The following is a 15,297-nucleotide window of genomic DNA, read 5'->3' on the forward strand; positions in this document are numbered from 1 at the left end:
GACCGCAGTCTAAACAAGGGTCGGGAGAGGGCATGTAACGAAAGAGCGAGGAAATGTCACCGATTGGTGACATTGGCAAGAGCCGGCAAGCCGGCCCCAAGAGTAACAATGGCGTCACTGGCCCAGGGGCGTGACCTTGGCCGGCGCACTCACCTCCCGTTGCAGGTTCTGCATCTGGGTTTGCAAGGTGGTGATGTTGCGGGTGGTCTGGATACGGAACACGTCGAACTCTTTATTCGACGGCCCTTCGGTGGCGGCGCGGTTGTCCAGTTCGCTCTTGACCACCAGCAGGTCCTGTTCCAGGCGTGCAATGGCCGTGGCCGGATTGCCCTGCTTCTTCAAGGCGGCCACCTCCGTGCCCAGTTCCTTGACGTCGGCATTCAATTTGGCGGCTTCGGCCTGTGCGGCCTTGAGGGCGGTCAATTCATTGACCAGACTCAGCACCTGGGCCTGCAACTGGGTATTGGCAGTGGCCAGGTCCGTGGTGCTGGCACTCATCTGCGCCAGGCGCTTGTCCAGGTCGGTGGCCTGGCCCGCCACGCCCAACTGTTGCTTGCCCTGCTCCAGCAATTGGCTTTCCAACTGCTTGATCTGCAGCTTGAGCGCTTCGCTACCGGTATTGACGATGGCCTCACTGGCCACCACCTTGCCGGAAATGTCCTGCAAGCGGCCGGCGGCTTCTTCGCTGATGCGCGCAAAGCTTTCCTGGGTGGCCACCAGTTGCTGCCCCATCAGGGATATCTGCTGGAAACTCCACCAGGCCAGGCCCACAAAGGCGAACAGCAGCGCGCCGACCAGGGCCCACAACGGCCCGGTACTGGCACTCTTGACCTTGACCACCGGCGCCGGGCGCGAGCGGATGGAGGTGGCAGCTGTCGGCACAAAATCATCGTCATCGCCAACGTCGGCCCGCAGGCTCGGCACATTGTCGAAGTCGTCTTTAGTATCGTTACGCATGAATCAACCTTGAGATAGCCACATAAAAAACCAAGCGGCGGGAGTATAAACCCCTGGCCCGTCGCCTTGGTCGAGCGGCAACCGAAAAATCGGTTCCCGGTGTTGCGAAGGCTACTGGGAGCCCGGTTCCTGGACTTTCCACCAGTGGCAAAATTCGTCGAGCGCTGTCCACAGGCTGACCCTGGGTTGGTAATCGAGGTAGTGCTGCGCGCGGCTGATGTCCAGGGTGAAATCCTTGTTCATCACCTGCATGCCCAGGCGTGACAGTGACGGCTCCGGACGCCCCGGCCACATCGCGCAGAAGGCTTCATTGAGCGCCGCGACGCTGTAGGACAAGCCGTAGGAACGGTAACGCGTGACCTGGGGCATTTCCATCTGGCGCATCACGTAGTTGATCACGTCCCACACCGGCACCGGCGTGCCATTGCTGATGTTATAGGCCTTGCCCAACGCCGAGCCGGTGGCCAGCAGGCTGCTGAGCAGGGCCTCGTTGAGGTTGTGCACACTGGTGAAATCAACCTTGTTCAGGCCGTCGCCGACGATGGCCAGGCGGTTTTTGCGCTGCATTTTCAACAGTCGCGGGAAGATGCTCATATCCCCGGCCCCGGTGACAAAGCGCGGGCGCAGGGCCAGCACTTCTAGACCGAACTCCTGGGCACCGAAGACTTTTTGCTCGGCCAGGTACTTGGTGGCCGCATAGGGATGCTTGAAGCGCTTGGGCACTTGCTCTTCGGTCAGCCCCAGGTGATCGCGGCCATCGAAATAGATCGACGGCGACGACAAGTGCACCAGGCGCCCGACCCGCTGTTTCAGGCAGGCTTCGACCACGTTTTCGGTCACCTGCACATTGCCCTGATAAAAGTCCTGGTAACGCCCCCACAACCCTACGGCACCGGCACAATGCACGACGGCTTCGACGTCGCGGCACAGGTTGCGCACCAGATCCGGATCATTCAGATCACCCTGGATAAACTCGGCGCCGCGCCGTACCAGGTGCTCGACACCCTCGGCCCGCCGCCCGTTGACCCGCACGTCCAGGCCCTGCTCCAGGGCGAAGCGCGCAAAGCGCCCGCCAATGAAGCCGCTTGCGCCGGTGACCAGAATTTTCATGTATTACTCCGTGTTCTTTACATTTTTCATCGCAGTTGCGTTGACGCCAGCAGTCACCCCAACGGCACCAACAACTGGCCGGTCGCCCGCGCCAGATGCTCGGTCAACAAGCCGAGCAATTGCCCACCACTGCGCCAATGATGCCAGTACAACGGCACATCAATGGGTTTATCTGGCAATAACTCCACCAACACCCCACGCTGCAGTTGCTCACGCACCTGTAACTCCGGCACCAGCCCCCAGCCCAGGCCGGCCTCAGCCAGGCGGATAAACCCTTCGGAAGACGGGCATAAATGGTGTTCGAAACCGCCGTCCACGCCTAGCGACGCGAGGTAGCGATGCTGCAGGAAATCATCCGGGCCAAATACCAGCGCCGGGGTCCGGGCCAACTGATCGGCGCGCACCCCGCCAGGAAAGTGCCGGGCGATAAACGCCGGGCTGGCCAGGGCCCGATAGCGCATGGCCCCCAGCAGCAGGCTGCGGGCACCGGCTACCGGGCGCTCGCTGGCGCAGACGCAGGCCGCCACTTCGCCGGCGCGCATGCGCTTGAGGCCGACGGTCTGGTCTTCCACCACCAACTCCAGCAACACATGCTGTTCGGCGCAAAAATCCCCCACCGCCTGCCCCCACCATGTGGCCAGGCTGTCGGCGTTGATGGCAATCCGTAGGCGCTCCGGCATGCCCTCCTCGTCCAACGCCGGCACCTGGCTTTGCAGGTCGCGCTCCAGCAGGCGCACCTGCTGCACATGGTTAAGCAGACGCCGGCCGATTTCCGTGGGGGTGGGCGGCGTCGCGCGCACCAGTACTGGCTGGCCGATACGCGCTTCGAGCAATTTGATGCGCTGGGAAATAGCCGATTGCGACACGCCCAGCACCTGGGCGCCACGTTCGAAGCCGGCCTGTTCCACCACCGCCGCCAGGGCAGAGAGCAATTTGTAGTCGAACATCAGTTTTCCTAATGAGCGATGAGCAATATTGGTTTTTCTTATACAGCGCCAGACCGGAGAATGACCAGCATCCCGTGTTTATCTTCTTTCAAGGATCTTCCAATGGCTGGCGAAACCGCCCTGGCAACCCTGCTGCGCAGCATGAGCCCACAGCTCAACGTGGGCGACTATGTGTTCTGCACCCTGGCCGACAGCCACCTGCCCGACTGCGAAGTGATCGGCAGCTTTCGCGAACAGGAAGGCTTGACGGTGATTGTCGAGCGCCAACAGGCCGAACAGGCCGGCCTGAGCTTCGAGTACGTGGCGGCATGGATCACCTTGAACGTGCACTCGGCCCTGGAGGCCGTCGGTCTGACCGCCGCCTTCGCCACTGCCCTGGGACGTGCCGGGATCAGTTGCAACGTGGTCGCCGGCTACTACCACGACCATTTGTTTGTCGGCCGCAACGATGCCGAGCGGGCAATGGATGTATTGAAACAACTGGCAGCGGGCGCGGAGTAAATCCTATGTGGCAAAGTTACGTGAACGGCTTGCTGGTGGCCCTCGGGCTGATCATGGCTATCGGTACGCAAAACGCGTTTGTGCTGGCGCAGAGCCTGCGTCGCGAACATCACCTGCCAGTGGCGGCCTTGTGCGTGGTGTGTGATGCGCTGCTGGTGGCCGCCGGGGTGTTTGGCCTGGCGACGGTGCTGGCGCACAACCCGTTACTGCTGGCGATTGCCCGCTGGGGCGGCGCGGCTTTCCTGCTGTGGTATGGCGCCCTGGCCTTGCGCCGCGCCTGTTCGCGGCAAAGCCTGGGGCAAGGCGAGGGCCAGAAGGTGCGCTCATTGCGCGCGGTGATGCTCAGCGCCCTGGCCGTAACCCTGCTCAACCCTCATGTGTACCTGGACACGGTGTTACTGATCGGTTCCCTGGGCGCCCAGCAAACCGAGCCGGGCGCTTATGTCGCAGGCGCCGCCAGTGCGTCGTTCCTCTGGTTTTCCGCCCTGGCCCTGGGCGCGGCGTGGCTGGCCCCGTGGCTCGCGCGCCCGGCGACCTGGCGCCTGCTGGACCTTTTGGTGGCGGTGATGATGTTCAGCGTGGCCTATCAATTGATCAGCACCTGAGGAATATTCCAAAACGCTCTGGAACCTCTATCCCACACAGTTGTTGCGTGGTTTTGCCGCACCCCCGGTGCTATGATCCAGCCCCTGCGCCGCAAAGAGTACAAACTCCCCGGCGCTTGTTTGGCCGCCCGTGATCGGCCTTGCGCTCACCGCAACTGACCTGATTAGGAGAATTATCATGGCTTTCGAATTGCCGCCGCTGCCCTACGCACACGATGCCCTGCAGCCGCACATCTCCAAGGAAACCCTGGAGTATCACCACGACAAGCACCACAACACCTATGTCGTGAACCTGAACAACCTGGTGCCTGGCACCGAGTTCGAAGGCAAGACCCTGGAAGAGATCGTCAAATCCTCTTCGGGTGGCATCTTCAACAACGCCGCCCAGGTCTGGAACCACACTTTCTACTGGAACTGCCTGGCGCCAAACGCTGGCGGCCAACCGACTGGCGCACTGGCCGAGGCGATCAACGCCGCTTTCGGTTCGTTCGACAAGTTCAAGGAAGAGTTCACCAAGACTTCGGTCGGCACCTTCGGTTCCGGTTGGGGCTGGCTGGTGAAAAAGGCTGACGGTTCCCTGGCCCTGGCCAGCACCATCGGCGCCGGCAACCCGCTGACCAGCGGCGATACCCCGCTGCTGACCTGCGACGTCTGGGAACACGCCTATTACATCGACTACCGCAACGTGCGTCCAAAGTATGTGGAAGCGTTCTGGAACCTGGTCAACTGGAAGTTCGTTGCCGAGCAGTTCGAAGGCAAAACCTTCACTGCGTAAGTAACCCTTGCAGTAAAAAAGAGCCCGGCAATTGCCGGGCTTTTTTGTGCCAGATTGAAACCACCTCACCCCAACACCCGTGGAACTCACCGACAGGAATTGACCACTGAGCCGGTGAGAGAAATAACTCCCTCATCTATTTTAGGAGTATCAACCATGCTTGGAATAATGGAACTCGCCAAGGGCGCCATGCCAGGGATCGGAGAGCTTGTGGGTGCCTTGGCGGGAGTGCTGGGGAATGCAATAAAGGGCAAGTCAGGTGAAGACGAGGAGAAAGAACCCGGCAAAATAGCCGAAGATGTACACGCCAAAGTCGATATGCAGATTACCTACCCGCATCCTTGAGGCCATCGACGTGCTCTTGCGACAGGCAGAAAAGCCTACGCCTGTACGCCCGCCAGCCGTGCAAAAGGGCGGAAGATTTGATCCGCCCATCGCCTTCCAGATCTTGCCCCGCTAGCGTCCAGACGCCACGCACCGCAATGTTCCTTTGACTGCCACCACGGGATTGCCAATACTCATGGCATATTGAGGCTACCCGCATGGAACAAGGAATAACCCTTTGAAGCTGGAACTCAAAAACAGCTTGTCGGTGAAGTTGCTCCGGGTGGTGCTGTTGTCGGCACTGATAGTGGGCGTGGCACTGAGCGTGGCGCAGATCGTCTTTGATGCCTACAAGACGCGCCAGGCGGTGGCAGGCGATGCCCAGCGCATCCTCGACATGTTTCGCGACCCCTCGACCCAGGCCGTCTACAGCCTGGACCGTGAGATGGGTATGCAAGTCATCGAAGGCCTGTTTCAGGATGATGCGGTGCGCATGGCCTCCATTGGCCATCCCAATGAACCCATGCTCGCCGAAAAAAGCCGGGACTTGCAGCAGTCCCCCAGCCGCTGGCTGACGGACGTGATTCTGGGCCGGGAACGCACCTTTACCACCCCGCTGGTAGGGCGCGGGCCTTATAGCGAGTATTACGGCGACCTGAGCATCACCCTCGACACCGCCACCTATGGCCGGGGCTTTATCGTCAATTCGGGGATCATTTTTATCTCCGGGGTGCTGCGCGCCCTGGCCATGGGCCTGGTGTTGTACCTGGTCTATCACTGGCTGCTGACCAAGCCCCTGTCGCGGATCATCAGCCACCTGAGCTCGATCAATCCCGACCGCCCCAGCGAGCACAAGATCCCGCAACTCAAAGGCCACGAAAAGAATGAACTGGGGCTGTGGATCAACACTGCCAACCAGTTACTGGCGTCTATCGAGCGCAACACCCATTTGCGCCACGAAGCAGAAAACAGCCTGTTGCGCATGGCCCAGTACGACTTTCTTACCGGCCTGCCAAACCGCCAGAAACTGCAGGAACAGTTGGACAAGATCCTGGTCGACGCCGGGCGCCGACAACGCCGGGTCGCGGTGCTGTGCGTGGGGCTGGATGACTTCAAGAGTGTCAACGAGCAGTACACCTACCAGGCCGGCGACCAGTTGCTGCTGGCCCTGGCCGACCGCTTGCGTGCCCACAGTGGGCGCCTCGGCGCCCTGGCGCGCCTGGGCGGCGACCAGTTCGCCCTGGTCCAGGCCGATATCGAGCAACCCTACGAAGCCGCCGAGCTGGCACAGAGCATCCTCGATGACCTGGAAGCCGAGTTCGCCCTCGACCACGAACAGATCCGCCTGCGCGCCACCATCGGTATCACCTTGTTCCCCGAAGACGGCGACAGCACCGAGAAACTGCTGCAAAAGGCCGAGCAGACCATGACCCTGGCCAAGAGCCGCTCGCGCAATCGCTATCAGTTCTATATCGCCAGTGTCGACAGCGAGATGCGCCGTCGCCGCGAACTGGAGAAAGACTTGCGCGAAGCCCTGGGCCGCGACCAGTTTCACTTGGTGTACCAACCGCAGATCAGCTATGCCGATCATCGCGTGGTCGGCGTCGAGGCGCTGATTCGCTGGCAGCACCCGGAACACGGCCTGGTGCCACCGGACCTGTTTATCCCGCTGGCGGAACAGAACGGCACCATCATCCCCATTGGCGAGTGGGTGCTGGACCAGGCCTGCCGGCAATTGCGCGAATGGCATGACCAGGGCTTTACCGAGCTGCGCATGGCGGTCAACCTGTCCACGGTGCAACTGCACCACGCCGAACTGCCACGGGTGGTCAACAACCTGCTGCAGATCTATCGCCTGCCGCCGCGCAGCCTGGAACTGGAAGTGACCGAGACCGGCCTGATGGAAGACATCAGCACCGCCGCCCAGCACTTGCTGAGCCTGCGCCGCTCCGGCGCGCTGATTGCCATCGACGATTTCGGTACCGGCTACTCATCACTGAGTTACCTGAAAAGCCTGCCTCTGGACAAAATCAAGATCGACAAGAGCTTTGTCCAGGACCTGCTGGACGACGACGACGATGCGACCATCGTGCGGGCGATCATCCAGCTGGGCAAAAGCCTGGGCATGCAGGTCATCGCCGAAGGTGTGGAAACACCCGAGCAGGAAGCCTACATCATCAGCGAAGGCTGCCACGAAGGTCAGGGCTATCACTACAGCAAACCCCTGCCCGCCCGTGAGCTGGCGGCCTATCTCAAGCAAGCCGAGCGCAATAACGCCGCCATCCTGTAAAGCCTTAATGCCCCCCAAGGCACGGCCTTGGGGGGCTGGCGCCTGACTGTGAAACTTTTCCTGCGTTAACCCTTTACAGAAAATGCAAATCTTTCGCATTATGTTGCAGTTTTGCGCGCTGCACTGCGCCCCGATCCACTACCGAAGCAGGATGTTCGCCATGATTCGTATGCCCCTGGCCACCGCCAGTCTGCTGGCCATCGCCATTTCTCTCGCCGGCTGCGGCGAGGGCAAAGACAAGGCTGCCGCGCCTCAGGCGCCGACGCCAGCTGCCAGCACTACCGCTCCAGCGGCTGCCGCTACCGCCGGCCAGGTTGACGAGGCCGCCGCCAAGGCAGTCGTCGCGCACTACGCAGACCTGGTGTTCGCGGTGTACAGCGACTCCGAGTCCACCGCAAAAACCCTGCAGACCGCGATCGACACCTTCCTCGCCAACCCCAACGACGAGACCCTGAAGGCCGCCCGTACCGCCTGGATCGCCGCGCGCGTACCGTACCTGCAGAGCGAAGTGTTCCGCTTCGGCAACACCATCATTGACGATTGGGAAGGTCAGGTGAACGCCTGGCCGCTGGACGAAGGCCTGATCGACTATGTCGACAAGTCCTACGAACACGCCCTCGGCAACCCGGGCGCCACGGCCAATATCATCGCCAACACCGAGATCCAGGTCGGCGAAGACAAGGTCGACGTCAAGGAAATCACCCCGGAAAAACTCGCCAGCCTCAATGAGCTGGGCGGCTCCGAAGCCAACGTCGCCACCGGCTACCACGCCATCGAATTCCTGCTGTGGGGCCAGGACCTGAACGGCACCGGCCCTGGCGCCGGCAACCGTCCAGCGTCGGACTACCTGCAAGGCGACGGCGCCACCGGTGGGCATAACGAGCGTCGCCGCACTTACCTGCGCGCCGTGACCCAACTGCTGGTCAGCGACCTCGAAGAAATGGTCGGCAACTGGAAACCCAACGTCGAAGACAACTACCGCGCCACCCTGGAAGCAGAACCTGCGACCGACGGCCTGCGCAAGATGCTGTTCGGCATGGGCAGCCTGTCCCTGGGTGAACTGGCGGGCGAGCGCATGAAAGTGTCCCTGGAAGCCAACTCGCCGGAAGACGAGCACGACTGCTTCAGCGACAACACCCACAATTCGCAGTTCTACGACGCCAAGGGCATCCGCAACGTCTACCTGGGCGAGTACACCCGCGCCGATGGCACCAAGCTGACCGGCGCCAGCCTGTCGTCCCTGGTGGCCAAGGTCGACCCGGCCGCCGATGCAGCCCTCAAGGCTGACCTGGCGGCTACCGAAGCGAAGATCCAGGTCATGGTCGACCATGCCAACAAGGGTGAGCACTACGACCAATTGATCGCCGCCGGCAACACGGCGGGCAACCAGATCGTGCGCGATGCCATCGCCGCCCTGGTCAAGCAGACCGGCTCCATCGAGCAAGCGGCTGGCAAGCTGGGCATCGGTGACCTGAACCCGGATACCGCTGATCACGAGTTCTGATCCACGCGGTTTGAATGAGGCGGCCTTCGGGTCGCCTTTTTTGTATTCATCGTTTGCAGGCGCCCTCTCCCCTGTAGGAGCTGGCTTGCCTGCGATGGCGGTGGTTCAGTCAAGCATTCGGGCCTGACCCACCGCCATCGCAGGCAAGCCAGCTCCCACACAAGCCAGCGCCCCTGTTAAGCCAAGTCCTACATCAGATCCGCGCCCCCCTTTGCAGCCCCCGGTTTACAAGCCCTGCACCGTAGGTAGAATGGCGCCTCCGACTGTTACCCGAGCGCTATTCATGGCAATGCCGACCCTGCGGATCATTGGTTTCATCATCGGCATCTTCCTGATTACCCTCGCGGTCGCCATGGTCGTGCCCATGGCCACCTTGATGTTTTTCGAGCGCACCAGCGACCTGCCGTCCTTTCTCTGGGCCAGCATGATCACTTTTATCGCCGGCCTGGCCCTGGTGATTCCCGGGCGTCCGGAGCAGGTGCAACTGCGCCCCCGGGACATGTACCTGCTGACGGTCAGCAGTTGGGTGGTGGTGTGCATCTTTGCCGCGCTGCCGTTTTTGCTGACCCAACACATCAGCTATACCGACTCATTTTTTGAAAGCATGTCCGGCATTACCGCCACCGGCGCCACCGTGCTCAGCGGCCTGGATACCATGTCACCGGGCATCCTGATGTGGCGCTCGATGCTGCACTGGCTCGGCGGCATCGGCTTTATCGGCATGGCGGTGGCGATCCTGCCGCTGCTGCGCATCGGGGGCATGCGCCTGTTCCAGACCGAATCCTCGGACCGCTCCGAAAAGGTCATGCCGCGCTCCCATATGGTGGCGCGCCTGATTGTGGCGGCCTATGTGGGGATTACCATCCTCGGCAGCCTCGGGTTCTGGTGGGCCGGCATGGGCTTGTTCGACGCGATCAACCACGCGATGTCGGCCATTTCCACCGGTGGGTTCTCCACCTCCGATGAGTCCCTGGCCCACTGGAAACAACCGGCGGTGCATTGGGTGGCGATCGTGGTGATGATCATGGGCAGCCTGCCGTTTGCCCTGTATGTCGCGACATTGCGTGGCAACCGCAAGGCGCTGATCAAGGACCAGCAAGTACAAGGTTTGCTGGCGATGCTGCTGGTGACCTGGGTGGTGCTCGGCACCTGGTACTGGTGGACCACCAACCTGCACTGGCTGGATGCACTGCGCCATGTCGCGCTGAACGTCACGTCCGTGGTGACCACCACCGGCTTTGCCCTGGGCGACTACAGCCTGTGGGGTAATTTCTCCCTGATGCTGTTCTTCTACCTGGGCTTTGTCGGCGGTTGCTCGGGCTCCACCGCCGGCGGGATCAAGATCTTCCGCTTCCAGGTCGCCTATATCCTGCTCAAGGCCAACTTGAACCAGTTGATTCACCCAAGGGCGGTGATCAAGCAGAAATACAACGGCCATCGCCTCGACGAAGAAATCGTGCGCTCGATCCTGACGTTCTCGTTCTTCTTCGCCATCACCATCTGCATGATTGCCCTGGCCCTGTCGCTGCTGGGCGTGGACTGGATGACCGCCTTGACCGGCGCCGCCAGTACCGTCTCCGGTGTAGGTCCGGGGCTGGGCGAAACCATTGGCCCGGCTGGCAATTTCGCGACCCTGCCGGACGCCGCCAAGTGGATCCTGTCCCTGGGCATGCTGCTGGGCCGGCTGGAGATCATTACGGTGTTTGTGCTGTGCATTCCGGCGTTCTGGCGCCACTGACACTCACCGACGTTTCCTGCAGCCGCGCCCGGTATTCGCCGGGTGTGGCATCGAACCAGCGGCGAAACGCGCGGAAGAAGTTACTCGGGTCGGCAAACCCCAGCAGGTAGGCGATTTCCAGCAGGGTCATGCTCGGCTGCGCCAGGTACTGCTCGGCCAGCTCGCGGCGGGTGTCGTCGAGCAAAGCCTGGAAGCTGGTGCCCTCCTCCTGCAAGCGCCGCTGCAAGGTGCGCTGGGACAAGTGCAACGTCTGCGCCACCACCTCACGCTTGGGCTCGCCCTGGGGCAACAGCCGGCACAGCACCTGGCGGGCCTTGTGGGTCACCCGGCTCTCGGAAAACCGCGCCAGGTACTCCCCGGCAAACCGATCGTGCAGCAGCGCCATCGCCTCGTTGGCGGTGGGCAACGGCGCTTCCATGTCCGCCCGCTCGAAGATCAGCGCGTCATACGGCGCGTTGAACACCAGCGGTGCATGAAAGGCCTGCTTGTAAGGCTCCAGGTCCACCGGCTGATCGCCCTGCACCAACACCTTGCGCGGCTGCAGCGTGCGCCCGGTCAGCCAGCCACATAACGCCAGGGCACAGGCCAGTGAAGCCTCGGCGCTTTGCCGGGTGGGTGGCAGATGGTCGCCGTGGACCGTGAGGATCAGCGCATAGCCTTCGGGTAACAGGCGGAAACTCAGGTCGGCACTTTCGGCAATGATCCGCTGGTAACGCACCAGCCGGGCAAAGCCTTCAGCCAGGGTGCTGCTGGACATCAAGGCATAACCCGCCACATGGAAGGACGCCGGACGCACCACCTTGCCCATATTCAAGCCAATGGCCGGATTGCCCGACAGCTCAACCGCGCGCTGCCAGAGCCGGGTCATGGAGTCCTGGGGGAAACGCGCATCGGGGTCATCCAGGGCGCGATAATCCAGGCCCAGTTGTTGGAACAGCGCACGGCAATCCAGGCCATCGAGCTCCAGCGCCTTGACTATCCCCATCGCCCAACTTGCAGAAGTGGTTCGTTCGTTCATGGCGTTTTCTTGCGCGCGTTCTATGAAGGGACGGCTGAAACCGCAGCCCGGAACCCAAGGATACTAAAGTGGCGTCTATTGTCACTGGCCCTTGCCTGTGATGACTCTAGACTCAAATAAGCTCCCCGCCGAACATCCGTCGGGCACAACAACAAACAGAGGGCCGGCCAACGTGGAAAATGTCAGACAATTCAATAGCTTCGCCGAGTTCTATCCGTATTACCTGAGTGAACACGGCAACAGCACCTGCCGGCGCCTGCATTTTATCGGCACCAGCCTGGTGATTTTTATTCTCGCCTTCGCCGTCGGCAAAGGTGCCTGGTGGCTGCTGTGGGTGTTGCCGGTGGCCGGCTACAGCTTTGCCTGGATCGGCCACTTCTTCTTTGAAAAGAACCGCCCGGCCACGTTCCAGCATCCGTTCTACAGCCTGCTGGGTGATTTCGTGATGTACCGCGACATGATTCTGGGCAAGGTACCGTTCTAAACCCGCAAAACAGAAAGAGACATGTCGATGAGCCAACAGGCCCGCTTTACCCATATGCAGGACGGCACCCAGGAAGACTGGGCAATCATCGCTGCCGACTTCAGTGCCTACGCCCGCCAACTGCCCGGACGGATCCTCGCGCACCTGCGCCTGCTGGAAGGTGACTTCGGCGGTTTCCCGGTGGACCGCCTGACCCATTCCCTGCAAACCGCCAGCCGCGCCTGGCACGATGGCCGCGACGAAGAATATGTGGTCTGCGCGCTGCTCCATGACATCGGCGACACCCTGGGTTCCTACAATCACCCGGACATTGCCGCCGCCATCCTCAAGCCGTTCGTCAGCCCGCAGAACCTGTGGATGGTGGAAAAGCACGGGATTTTCCAGGGTTACTATTTCTTTCATCATCTGGGTATGGATCGCCACCTGCGCGAGCAATTTGGCGAACACCCGCAGTACGAGCAAACCATCGAGTTCTGCGCACTGTATGACGCGGCGGCGTTCGACCCCGCCTATGCCACCCTACCCCTGAGTTTTTTCGAACCGATGCTGGCGCGGGTCTTTGCCCAGCCGAAAAACTCGCTCTACAAAGCTGCCATGGAACGCCAGGCCAGCCTGTGACCTCTTGTCACTTGCGCCGGGTAGATGAAGGTTTGCGCATTTGGCGAGATAAAAGTCTTTTTGTCATTTGCAGTGCTGTATCCTGCCCAGGCTTTGTGAAAAGCGTGGCACATCTGCAATTGCACAACAGACCTTGCGAGGAGCGACGACGATGCACGAGATTCCCAATCTCCCCTTCCCAAGCCTGCACGAGACTGAGCAGCCAACCCCGCAACAGGCCGGCAGTGACAAACAAGCGCCGGCACAGGCAACACCGGTCGACAGCGATAGCGACGACTGACCGCAGCACCCAGACCGTGTGGAAAGCGTGACATTGCGCGCTTTCCACACCGCCTGAATCAAGAGACACGCCACATGCCCGATACCCCCCACAATTCCCCCGATGAAGCGTTACTCGGCGCTGCCTTGCAAATGGTCGACGTCTGGAGCCGCCTCAGCCCGGAAAAACAGGCGCTGCTGCTCAAGCGCTTTGGCACCCAGGAAAACGCCCTGGCCGCGCTGGTGACCACGCGCATGCTCGACCCCGAAACCCCCTGATTTTTATCCTGTGGCGAGGGGGCTTGCCCCCGTTGGGCTGCGCAGCAGCCCCCCTGTCAGGTAAACCGAGGTGGCTGGTTTTGGGGCGGCTACGCCACCCGACGGGGGCAAGCCCCCTCGCCACAGCAAGCCCCCTAGCCACCACAAGCCCTCTGGTCACAGTAAGCCCCTTTGCCACAGTTGCCGTGGTGAATGATTTTCTGGCAGCGTAAAGCACCGGTATCATAAGCAACCTATCTTTTCCTGCCGCGACAGTGGATCTTTCCCATGCCAGATACCCAGCGCCCCATGGCGGTCACGCTGCAAGTCGTTTCCATCGTGCTGTTCACCTTTATCGGCTACCTGAATATCGGCATCCCCCTGGCCGTATTGCCGGGCTATGTCCACAGCGACCTGGGCTTTGGCGCCGTGATCGCGGGCCTGGTGATCAGCGTGCAGTACCTGGCCACCCTACTGAGCCGGCCCTACGCCGGGCGCATCATCGACAACCGCGGCAGCAAGCGCGCGGTGATGTACGGCCTGGCCGGTTGCGGCTTGAGTGGGGTGTTCATGCTGGCATCCGCCGCCCTGACCCACCTGCCGGCCCTGAGCCTGGCCAGCCTGTTGATTGGCCGGCTGGTGCTGGGCAGTGCCGAAAGCCTGGTGGGTTCAGGCTCCATTGGCTGGGGCATCGGCCGGGTCGGCGCGGTGAATACCGCCAAGGTCATCTCCTGGAACGGCATTGCCAGCTATGGCGCCCTGGCGATTGGCGCCCCGCTGGGGGTGCTGCTGGTCAGTCGGTTCGGGCTGTGGAGCATGGGTGCCAGCATTATTGCCCTGGCGGTGCTGGGCCTGTTGCTGGCCTGGCCGAAAGTCGCGGCGCCCATTGTGGTCGGCGAGCGTCTACCCTTTATGCATGTGCTCGGCCGCGTGCTGCCCCACGGCTGCGGGCTGGCCCTGGGTTCCATCGGTTTTGGCACCATCGCCACGTTTATCACCCTGTATTACGCGACCCGCAACTGGGATAACGCAGTGCTGTGCCTGAGCCTGTTCGGCGCCAGCTTTATCGGGGCGCGGTTGCTGTTCGGCAACCTGATCAACCGTATCGGCGGGTTTCGCGTGGCGATTGCCTGCCTGTCGGTGGAAACCCTCGGCCTGCTGCTGTTATGGCTGGCCCCGAGCGCCGAGCTGGCCCTGGCGGGCGCGGCCTTGAGCGGTTTCGGGTTTTCCCTGGTGTTCCCCGCGCTGGGGGTTGAAGCGGTCAACCTGGTACCCGCCTCCAGCCGTGGCGCGGCGGTAGGGGCCTATTCGTTGTTTATCGACTTGTCATTGGGTATCACCGGGCCGCTGGCCGGGGCGATTGCGGCGGGTTTCGGCTTTGCCTCGATCTTTTTGTTTGCCGCGCTGGCGGCCTTCGCCGGGCTGCTGCTGAGCCTGTACCTGTATCGCCAGGCCCCCAAATACCGCGACGAACGTAACGCCGGCTAGAAATCCACCTTGCCGCGCCCGGCCTTGATGCTGCCGCGCTTGGTCTTGGATTCCAGGCGACGCTTTTTCGAGCCCAGGGTGGGCTTGGTCGGGCGGCGTTTTTTCTCGACCTTGGTCGCGCTGAGGATCAACTCCACCAGGCGCTCCAGGGCATCGGCGCGGTTCTGTTCCTGGGTCCGGTATTGCTGGGCCTTGAGGATCAACACGCCGTCGCTGGTAATCCGACTGTCACGCAGTGCCAGCAAGCGTTCCTTGTAGAACGGCGGCAGCGACGAAGCGCCGATATCGAAGCGCAAATGCACGGCGCTGGAGACCTTGTTGACGTTCTGCCCGCCAGCGCCCTGGGCGCGGATGGCCGTCAACTCGATTTCGGCATCGGGCAGGTGCACGTTACTGGAGATCACCAACATCGAAAGCGGGTC

General features: G+C 61.7%; 17 protein-coding genes. 12 read left to right on the forward strand and 5 right to left on the reverse strand.

Going from position 1 to position 15,297, the window contains the following annotated elements; translation table 11 throughout:
• Positions 1 to 114 precede the first annotated feature (114 nt).
• The 3 genes from HBR93_RS00060 to HBR93_RS00070 form a co-directional block, all read right to left on the reverse strand.
• Entirely contained in the window at positions 115 to 957 is an 843-nt protein-coding gene (locus HBR93_RS00060) for a hypothetical protein (protein WP_057439969.1), read from the reverse strand.
• A gap of 111 nt (positions 958 to 1,068) precedes the next feature.
• Positions 1,069 to 2,067, reverse strand: a complete 999-nt coding sequence (locus HBR93_RS00065; protein ID WP_057439972.1) for an NAD-dependent epimerase/dehydratase family protein — start codon at positions 2,065 to 2,067, stop codon at positions 1,069 to 1,071.
• Between the two features lie 53 nt (positions 2,068 to 2,120).
• Complete coding sequence (locus HBR93_RS00070; protein ID WP_057439973.1) at positions 2,121 to 3,014, reverse strand: LysR family transcriptional regulator ArgP; 894 nt, start codon at positions 3,012 to 3,014, stop codon at positions 2,121 to 2,123.
• A 102-nt stretch (positions 3,015 to 3,116) separates the two neighbouring features.
• Between HBR93_RS00070 and HBR93_RS00075 the strand changes: the two genes are divergently transcribed.
• From HBR93_RS00075 to HBR93_RS00105, 7 genes are all read left to right on the forward strand, one after another.
• A complete protein-coding gene (locus HBR93_RS00075; protein WP_169959657.1) occupies positions 3,117 to 3,515 on the forward strand; it encodes an ACT domain-containing protein in 399 nt (132 codons plus the stop codon).
• Between the two features lie 5 nt (positions 3,516 to 3,520).
• Positions 3,521 to 4,120 (forward strand): LysE/ArgO family amino acid transporter, encoded by a 600-nt coding sequence (locus HBR93_RS00080; protein ID WP_057439975.1) that lies wholly within the window; start codon positions 3,521 to 3,523, stop codon positions 4,118 to 4,120.
• Positions 4,121 to 4,298: 178 nt separating this feature from the next.
• Positions 4,299 to 4,895 (forward strand): Fe-Mn family superoxide dismutase, encoded by a 597-nt coding sequence (locus HBR93_RS00085; protein WP_003212997.1) that lies wholly within the window; start codon positions 4,299 to 4,301, stop codon positions 4,893 to 4,895.
• A gap of 156 nt (positions 4,896 to 5,051) precedes the next feature.
• Entirely contained in the window at positions 5,052 to 5,240 is a 189-nt protein-coding gene (locus HBR93_RS00090; RefSeq protein ID WP_057439976.1) for a hypothetical protein, read from the forward strand.
• A gap of 217 nt (positions 5,241 to 5,457) precedes the next feature.
• Positions 5,458 to 7,509, forward strand: a complete 2,052-nt coding sequence (locus tag HBR93_RS00095; RefSeq protein ID WP_169959658.1) for a GGDEF domain-containing phosphodiesterase — start codon at positions 5,458 to 5,460, stop codon at positions 7,507 to 7,509.
• A 160-nt stretch (positions 7,510 to 7,669) separates the two neighbouring features.
• The gene (locus HBR93_RS00100) at positions 7,670 to 9,013 is read left to right on the forward strand and encodes an imelysin family protein (RefSeq protein ID WP_057439978.1); all 1,344 of its coding nucleotides are present in this window, start codon (positions 7,670 to 7,672) and stop codon (positions 9,011 to 9,013) included.
• Between the two features lie 283 nt (positions 9,014 to 9,296).
• Positions 9,297 to 10,751 (forward strand): TrkH family potassium uptake protein, encoded by a 1,455-nt coding sequence (locus HBR93_RS00105; protein WP_057439979.1) that lies wholly within the window; start codon positions 9,297 to 9,299, stop codon positions 10,749 to 10,751.
• On the opposite strand, the gene HBR93_RS00110 is transcribed toward HBR93_RS00105, so the two are convergent.
• Positions 10,708 to 11,769, reverse strand: coding sequence for an AraC family transcriptional regulator (locus tag HBR93_RS00110; RefSeq protein WP_115128811.1), 1,062 nt, complete (start codon positions 11,767 to 11,769; stop codon positions 10,708 to 10,710). The two genes, HBR93_RS00105 and HBR93_RS00110, sit on opposite strands and share 44 nt — an antisense overlap.
• A 172-nt stretch (positions 11,770 to 11,941) precedes the next feature.
• On the opposite strand from HBR93_RS00110, the gene HBR93_RS00115 reads away from it, so the two are divergent.
• The 5 genes from HBR93_RS00115 (at position 11,942) to HBR93_RS00130 (ending at position 14,875) form a co-directional block, all read left to right on the forward strand.
• The gene (locus HBR93_RS00115; RefSeq protein ID WP_057439981.1) at positions 11,942 to 12,253 is read left to right on the forward strand and encodes a DUF962 domain-containing protein; all 312 of its coding nucleotides are present in this window, start codon (positions 11,942 to 11,944) and stop codon (positions 12,251 to 12,253) included.
• A gap of 27 nt (positions 12,254 to 12,280) precedes the next feature.
• Positions 12,281 to 12,871: a hypothetical protein gene (locus HBR93_RS00120; protein WP_057960497.1), complete on the forward strand. Its 591-nt coding sequence runs from the start codon at positions 12,281 to 12,283 to the stop codon at positions 12,869 to 12,871.
• Between the two features lie 151 nt (positions 12,872 to 13,022).
• Positions 13,023 to 13,151, forward strand: coding sequence for a hypothetical protein (locus tag HBR93_RS26835; RefSeq protein ID WP_258558642.1), 129 nt, complete (start codon positions 13,023 to 13,025; stop codon positions 13,149 to 13,151).
• Positions 13,152 to 13,225: 74 nt separating this feature from the next.
• Positions 13,226 to 13,408 carry a hypothetical protein gene (locus tag HBR93_RS00125; RefSeq protein WP_115128812.1) on the forward strand — a complete coding sequence of 61 codons (183 nt, stop codon included), beginning with the start codon at positions 13,226 to 13,228 and terminating at the stop codon, positions 13,406 to 13,408.
• A 267-nt stretch (positions 13,409 to 13,675) separates the two neighbouring features.
• Positions 13,676 to 14,875, forward strand: coding sequence for an MFS transporter (locus tag HBR93_RS00130; protein ID WP_057960499.1), 1,200 nt, complete (start codon positions 13,676 to 13,678; stop codon positions 14,873 to 14,875).
• Here HBR93_RS00130 and arfB read toward each other — a convergent pair.
• The gene (gene arfB, locus HBR93_RS00135) at positions 14,872 to 15,285 is read right to left on the reverse strand and encodes an alternative ribosome rescue aminoacyl-tRNA hydrolase ArfB (RefSeq protein WP_057439984.1); all 414 of its coding nucleotides are present in this window, start codon (positions 15,283 to 15,285) and stop codon (positions 14,872 to 14,874) included. The two genes, HBR93_RS00130 and arfB, sit on opposite strands and share 4 nt — an antisense overlap.
• Between the last annotated feature and the right edge of the window lie 12 nt (positions 15,286 to 15,297).

It is taken from the genome of Pseudomonas sp. WS 5411, from assembly GCF_012985595.1.
GTDB classification, from domain to species: domain Bacteria; phylum Pseudomonadota; class Gammaproteobacteria; order Pseudomonadales; family Pseudomonadaceae; genus Aquipseudomonas; species Aquipseudomonas shahriarae.

What these genes read in the sequence shown, in the direction of transcription:
- HBR93_RS00060 (WP_057439969.1), bottom strand. Translation starts at nt 957, where the DNA reads ATGCGTAACGATACTAAAGACGACTTCGACAATGTGCCGAGCCTGCGG.
- HBR93_RS00065 (WP_057439972.1), bottom strand. Translation starts at nt 2,067, where the DNA reads ATGAAAATTCTGGTCACCGGCGCAAGCGGCTTCATTGGCGGGCGCTTT.
- HBR93_RS00070 (WP_057439973.1), bottom strand. Translation starts at nt 3,014, where the DNA reads ATGTTCGACTACAAATTGCTCTCTGCCCTGGCGGCGGTGGTGGAACAG.
- HBR93_RS00075 (WP_169959657.1), top strand. Translation starts at nt 3,117, where the DNA reads ATGGCTGGCGAAACCGCCCTGGCAACCCTGCTGCGCAGCATGAGCCCA.
- HBR93_RS00080 (WP_057439975.1), top strand. Translation starts at nt 3,521, where the DNA reads ATGTGGCAAAGTTACGTGAACGGCTTGCTGGTGGCCCTCGGGCTGATC.
- HBR93_RS00085 (WP_003212997.1), top strand. Translation starts at nt 4,299, where the DNA reads ATGGCTTTCGAATTGCCGCCGCTGCCCTACGCACACGATGCCCTGCAG.
- HBR93_RS00090 (WP_057439976.1), top strand. Translation starts at nt 5,052, where the DNA reads ATGCTTGGAATAATGGAACTCGCCAAGGGCGCCATGCCAGGGATCGGA.
- HBR93_RS00100 (WP_057439978.1), top strand. Translation starts at nt 7,670, where the DNA reads ATGATTCGTATGCCCCTGGCCACCGCCAGTCTGCTGGCCATCGCCATT.
- HBR93_RS00105 (WP_057439979.1), top strand. Translation starts at nt 9,297, where the DNA reads ATGGCAATGCCGACCCTGCGGATCATTGGTTTCATCATCGGCATCTTC.
- HBR93_RS00110 (WP_115128811.1), bottom strand. Translation starts at nt 11,769, where the DNA reads ATGAACGAACGAACCACTTCTGCAAGTTGGGCGATGGGGATAGTCAAG.
- HBR93_RS00120 (WP_057960497.1), top strand. Translation starts at nt 12,281, where the DNA reads ATGAGCCAACAGGCCCGCTTTACCCATATGCAGGACGGCACCCAGGAA.
- HBR93_RS26835 (WP_258558642.1), top strand. Translation starts at nt 13,023, where the DNA reads ATGCACGAGATTCCCAATCTCCCCTTCCCAAGCCTGCACGAGACTGAG.
- HBR93_RS00125 (WP_115128812.1), top strand. Translation starts at nt 13,226, where the DNA reads ATGCCCGATACCCCCCACAATTCCCCCGATGAAGCGTTACTCGGCGCT.
- HBR93_RS00130 (WP_057960499.1), top strand. Translation starts at nt 13,676, where the DNA reads ATGCCAGATACCCAGCGCCCCATGGCGGTCACGCTGCAAGTCGTTTCC.
- arfB (WP_057439984.1), bottom strand. Translation starts at nt 15,285, where the DNA reads ATGTTGGTGATCTCCAGTAACGTGCACCTGCCCGATGCCGAAATCGAG.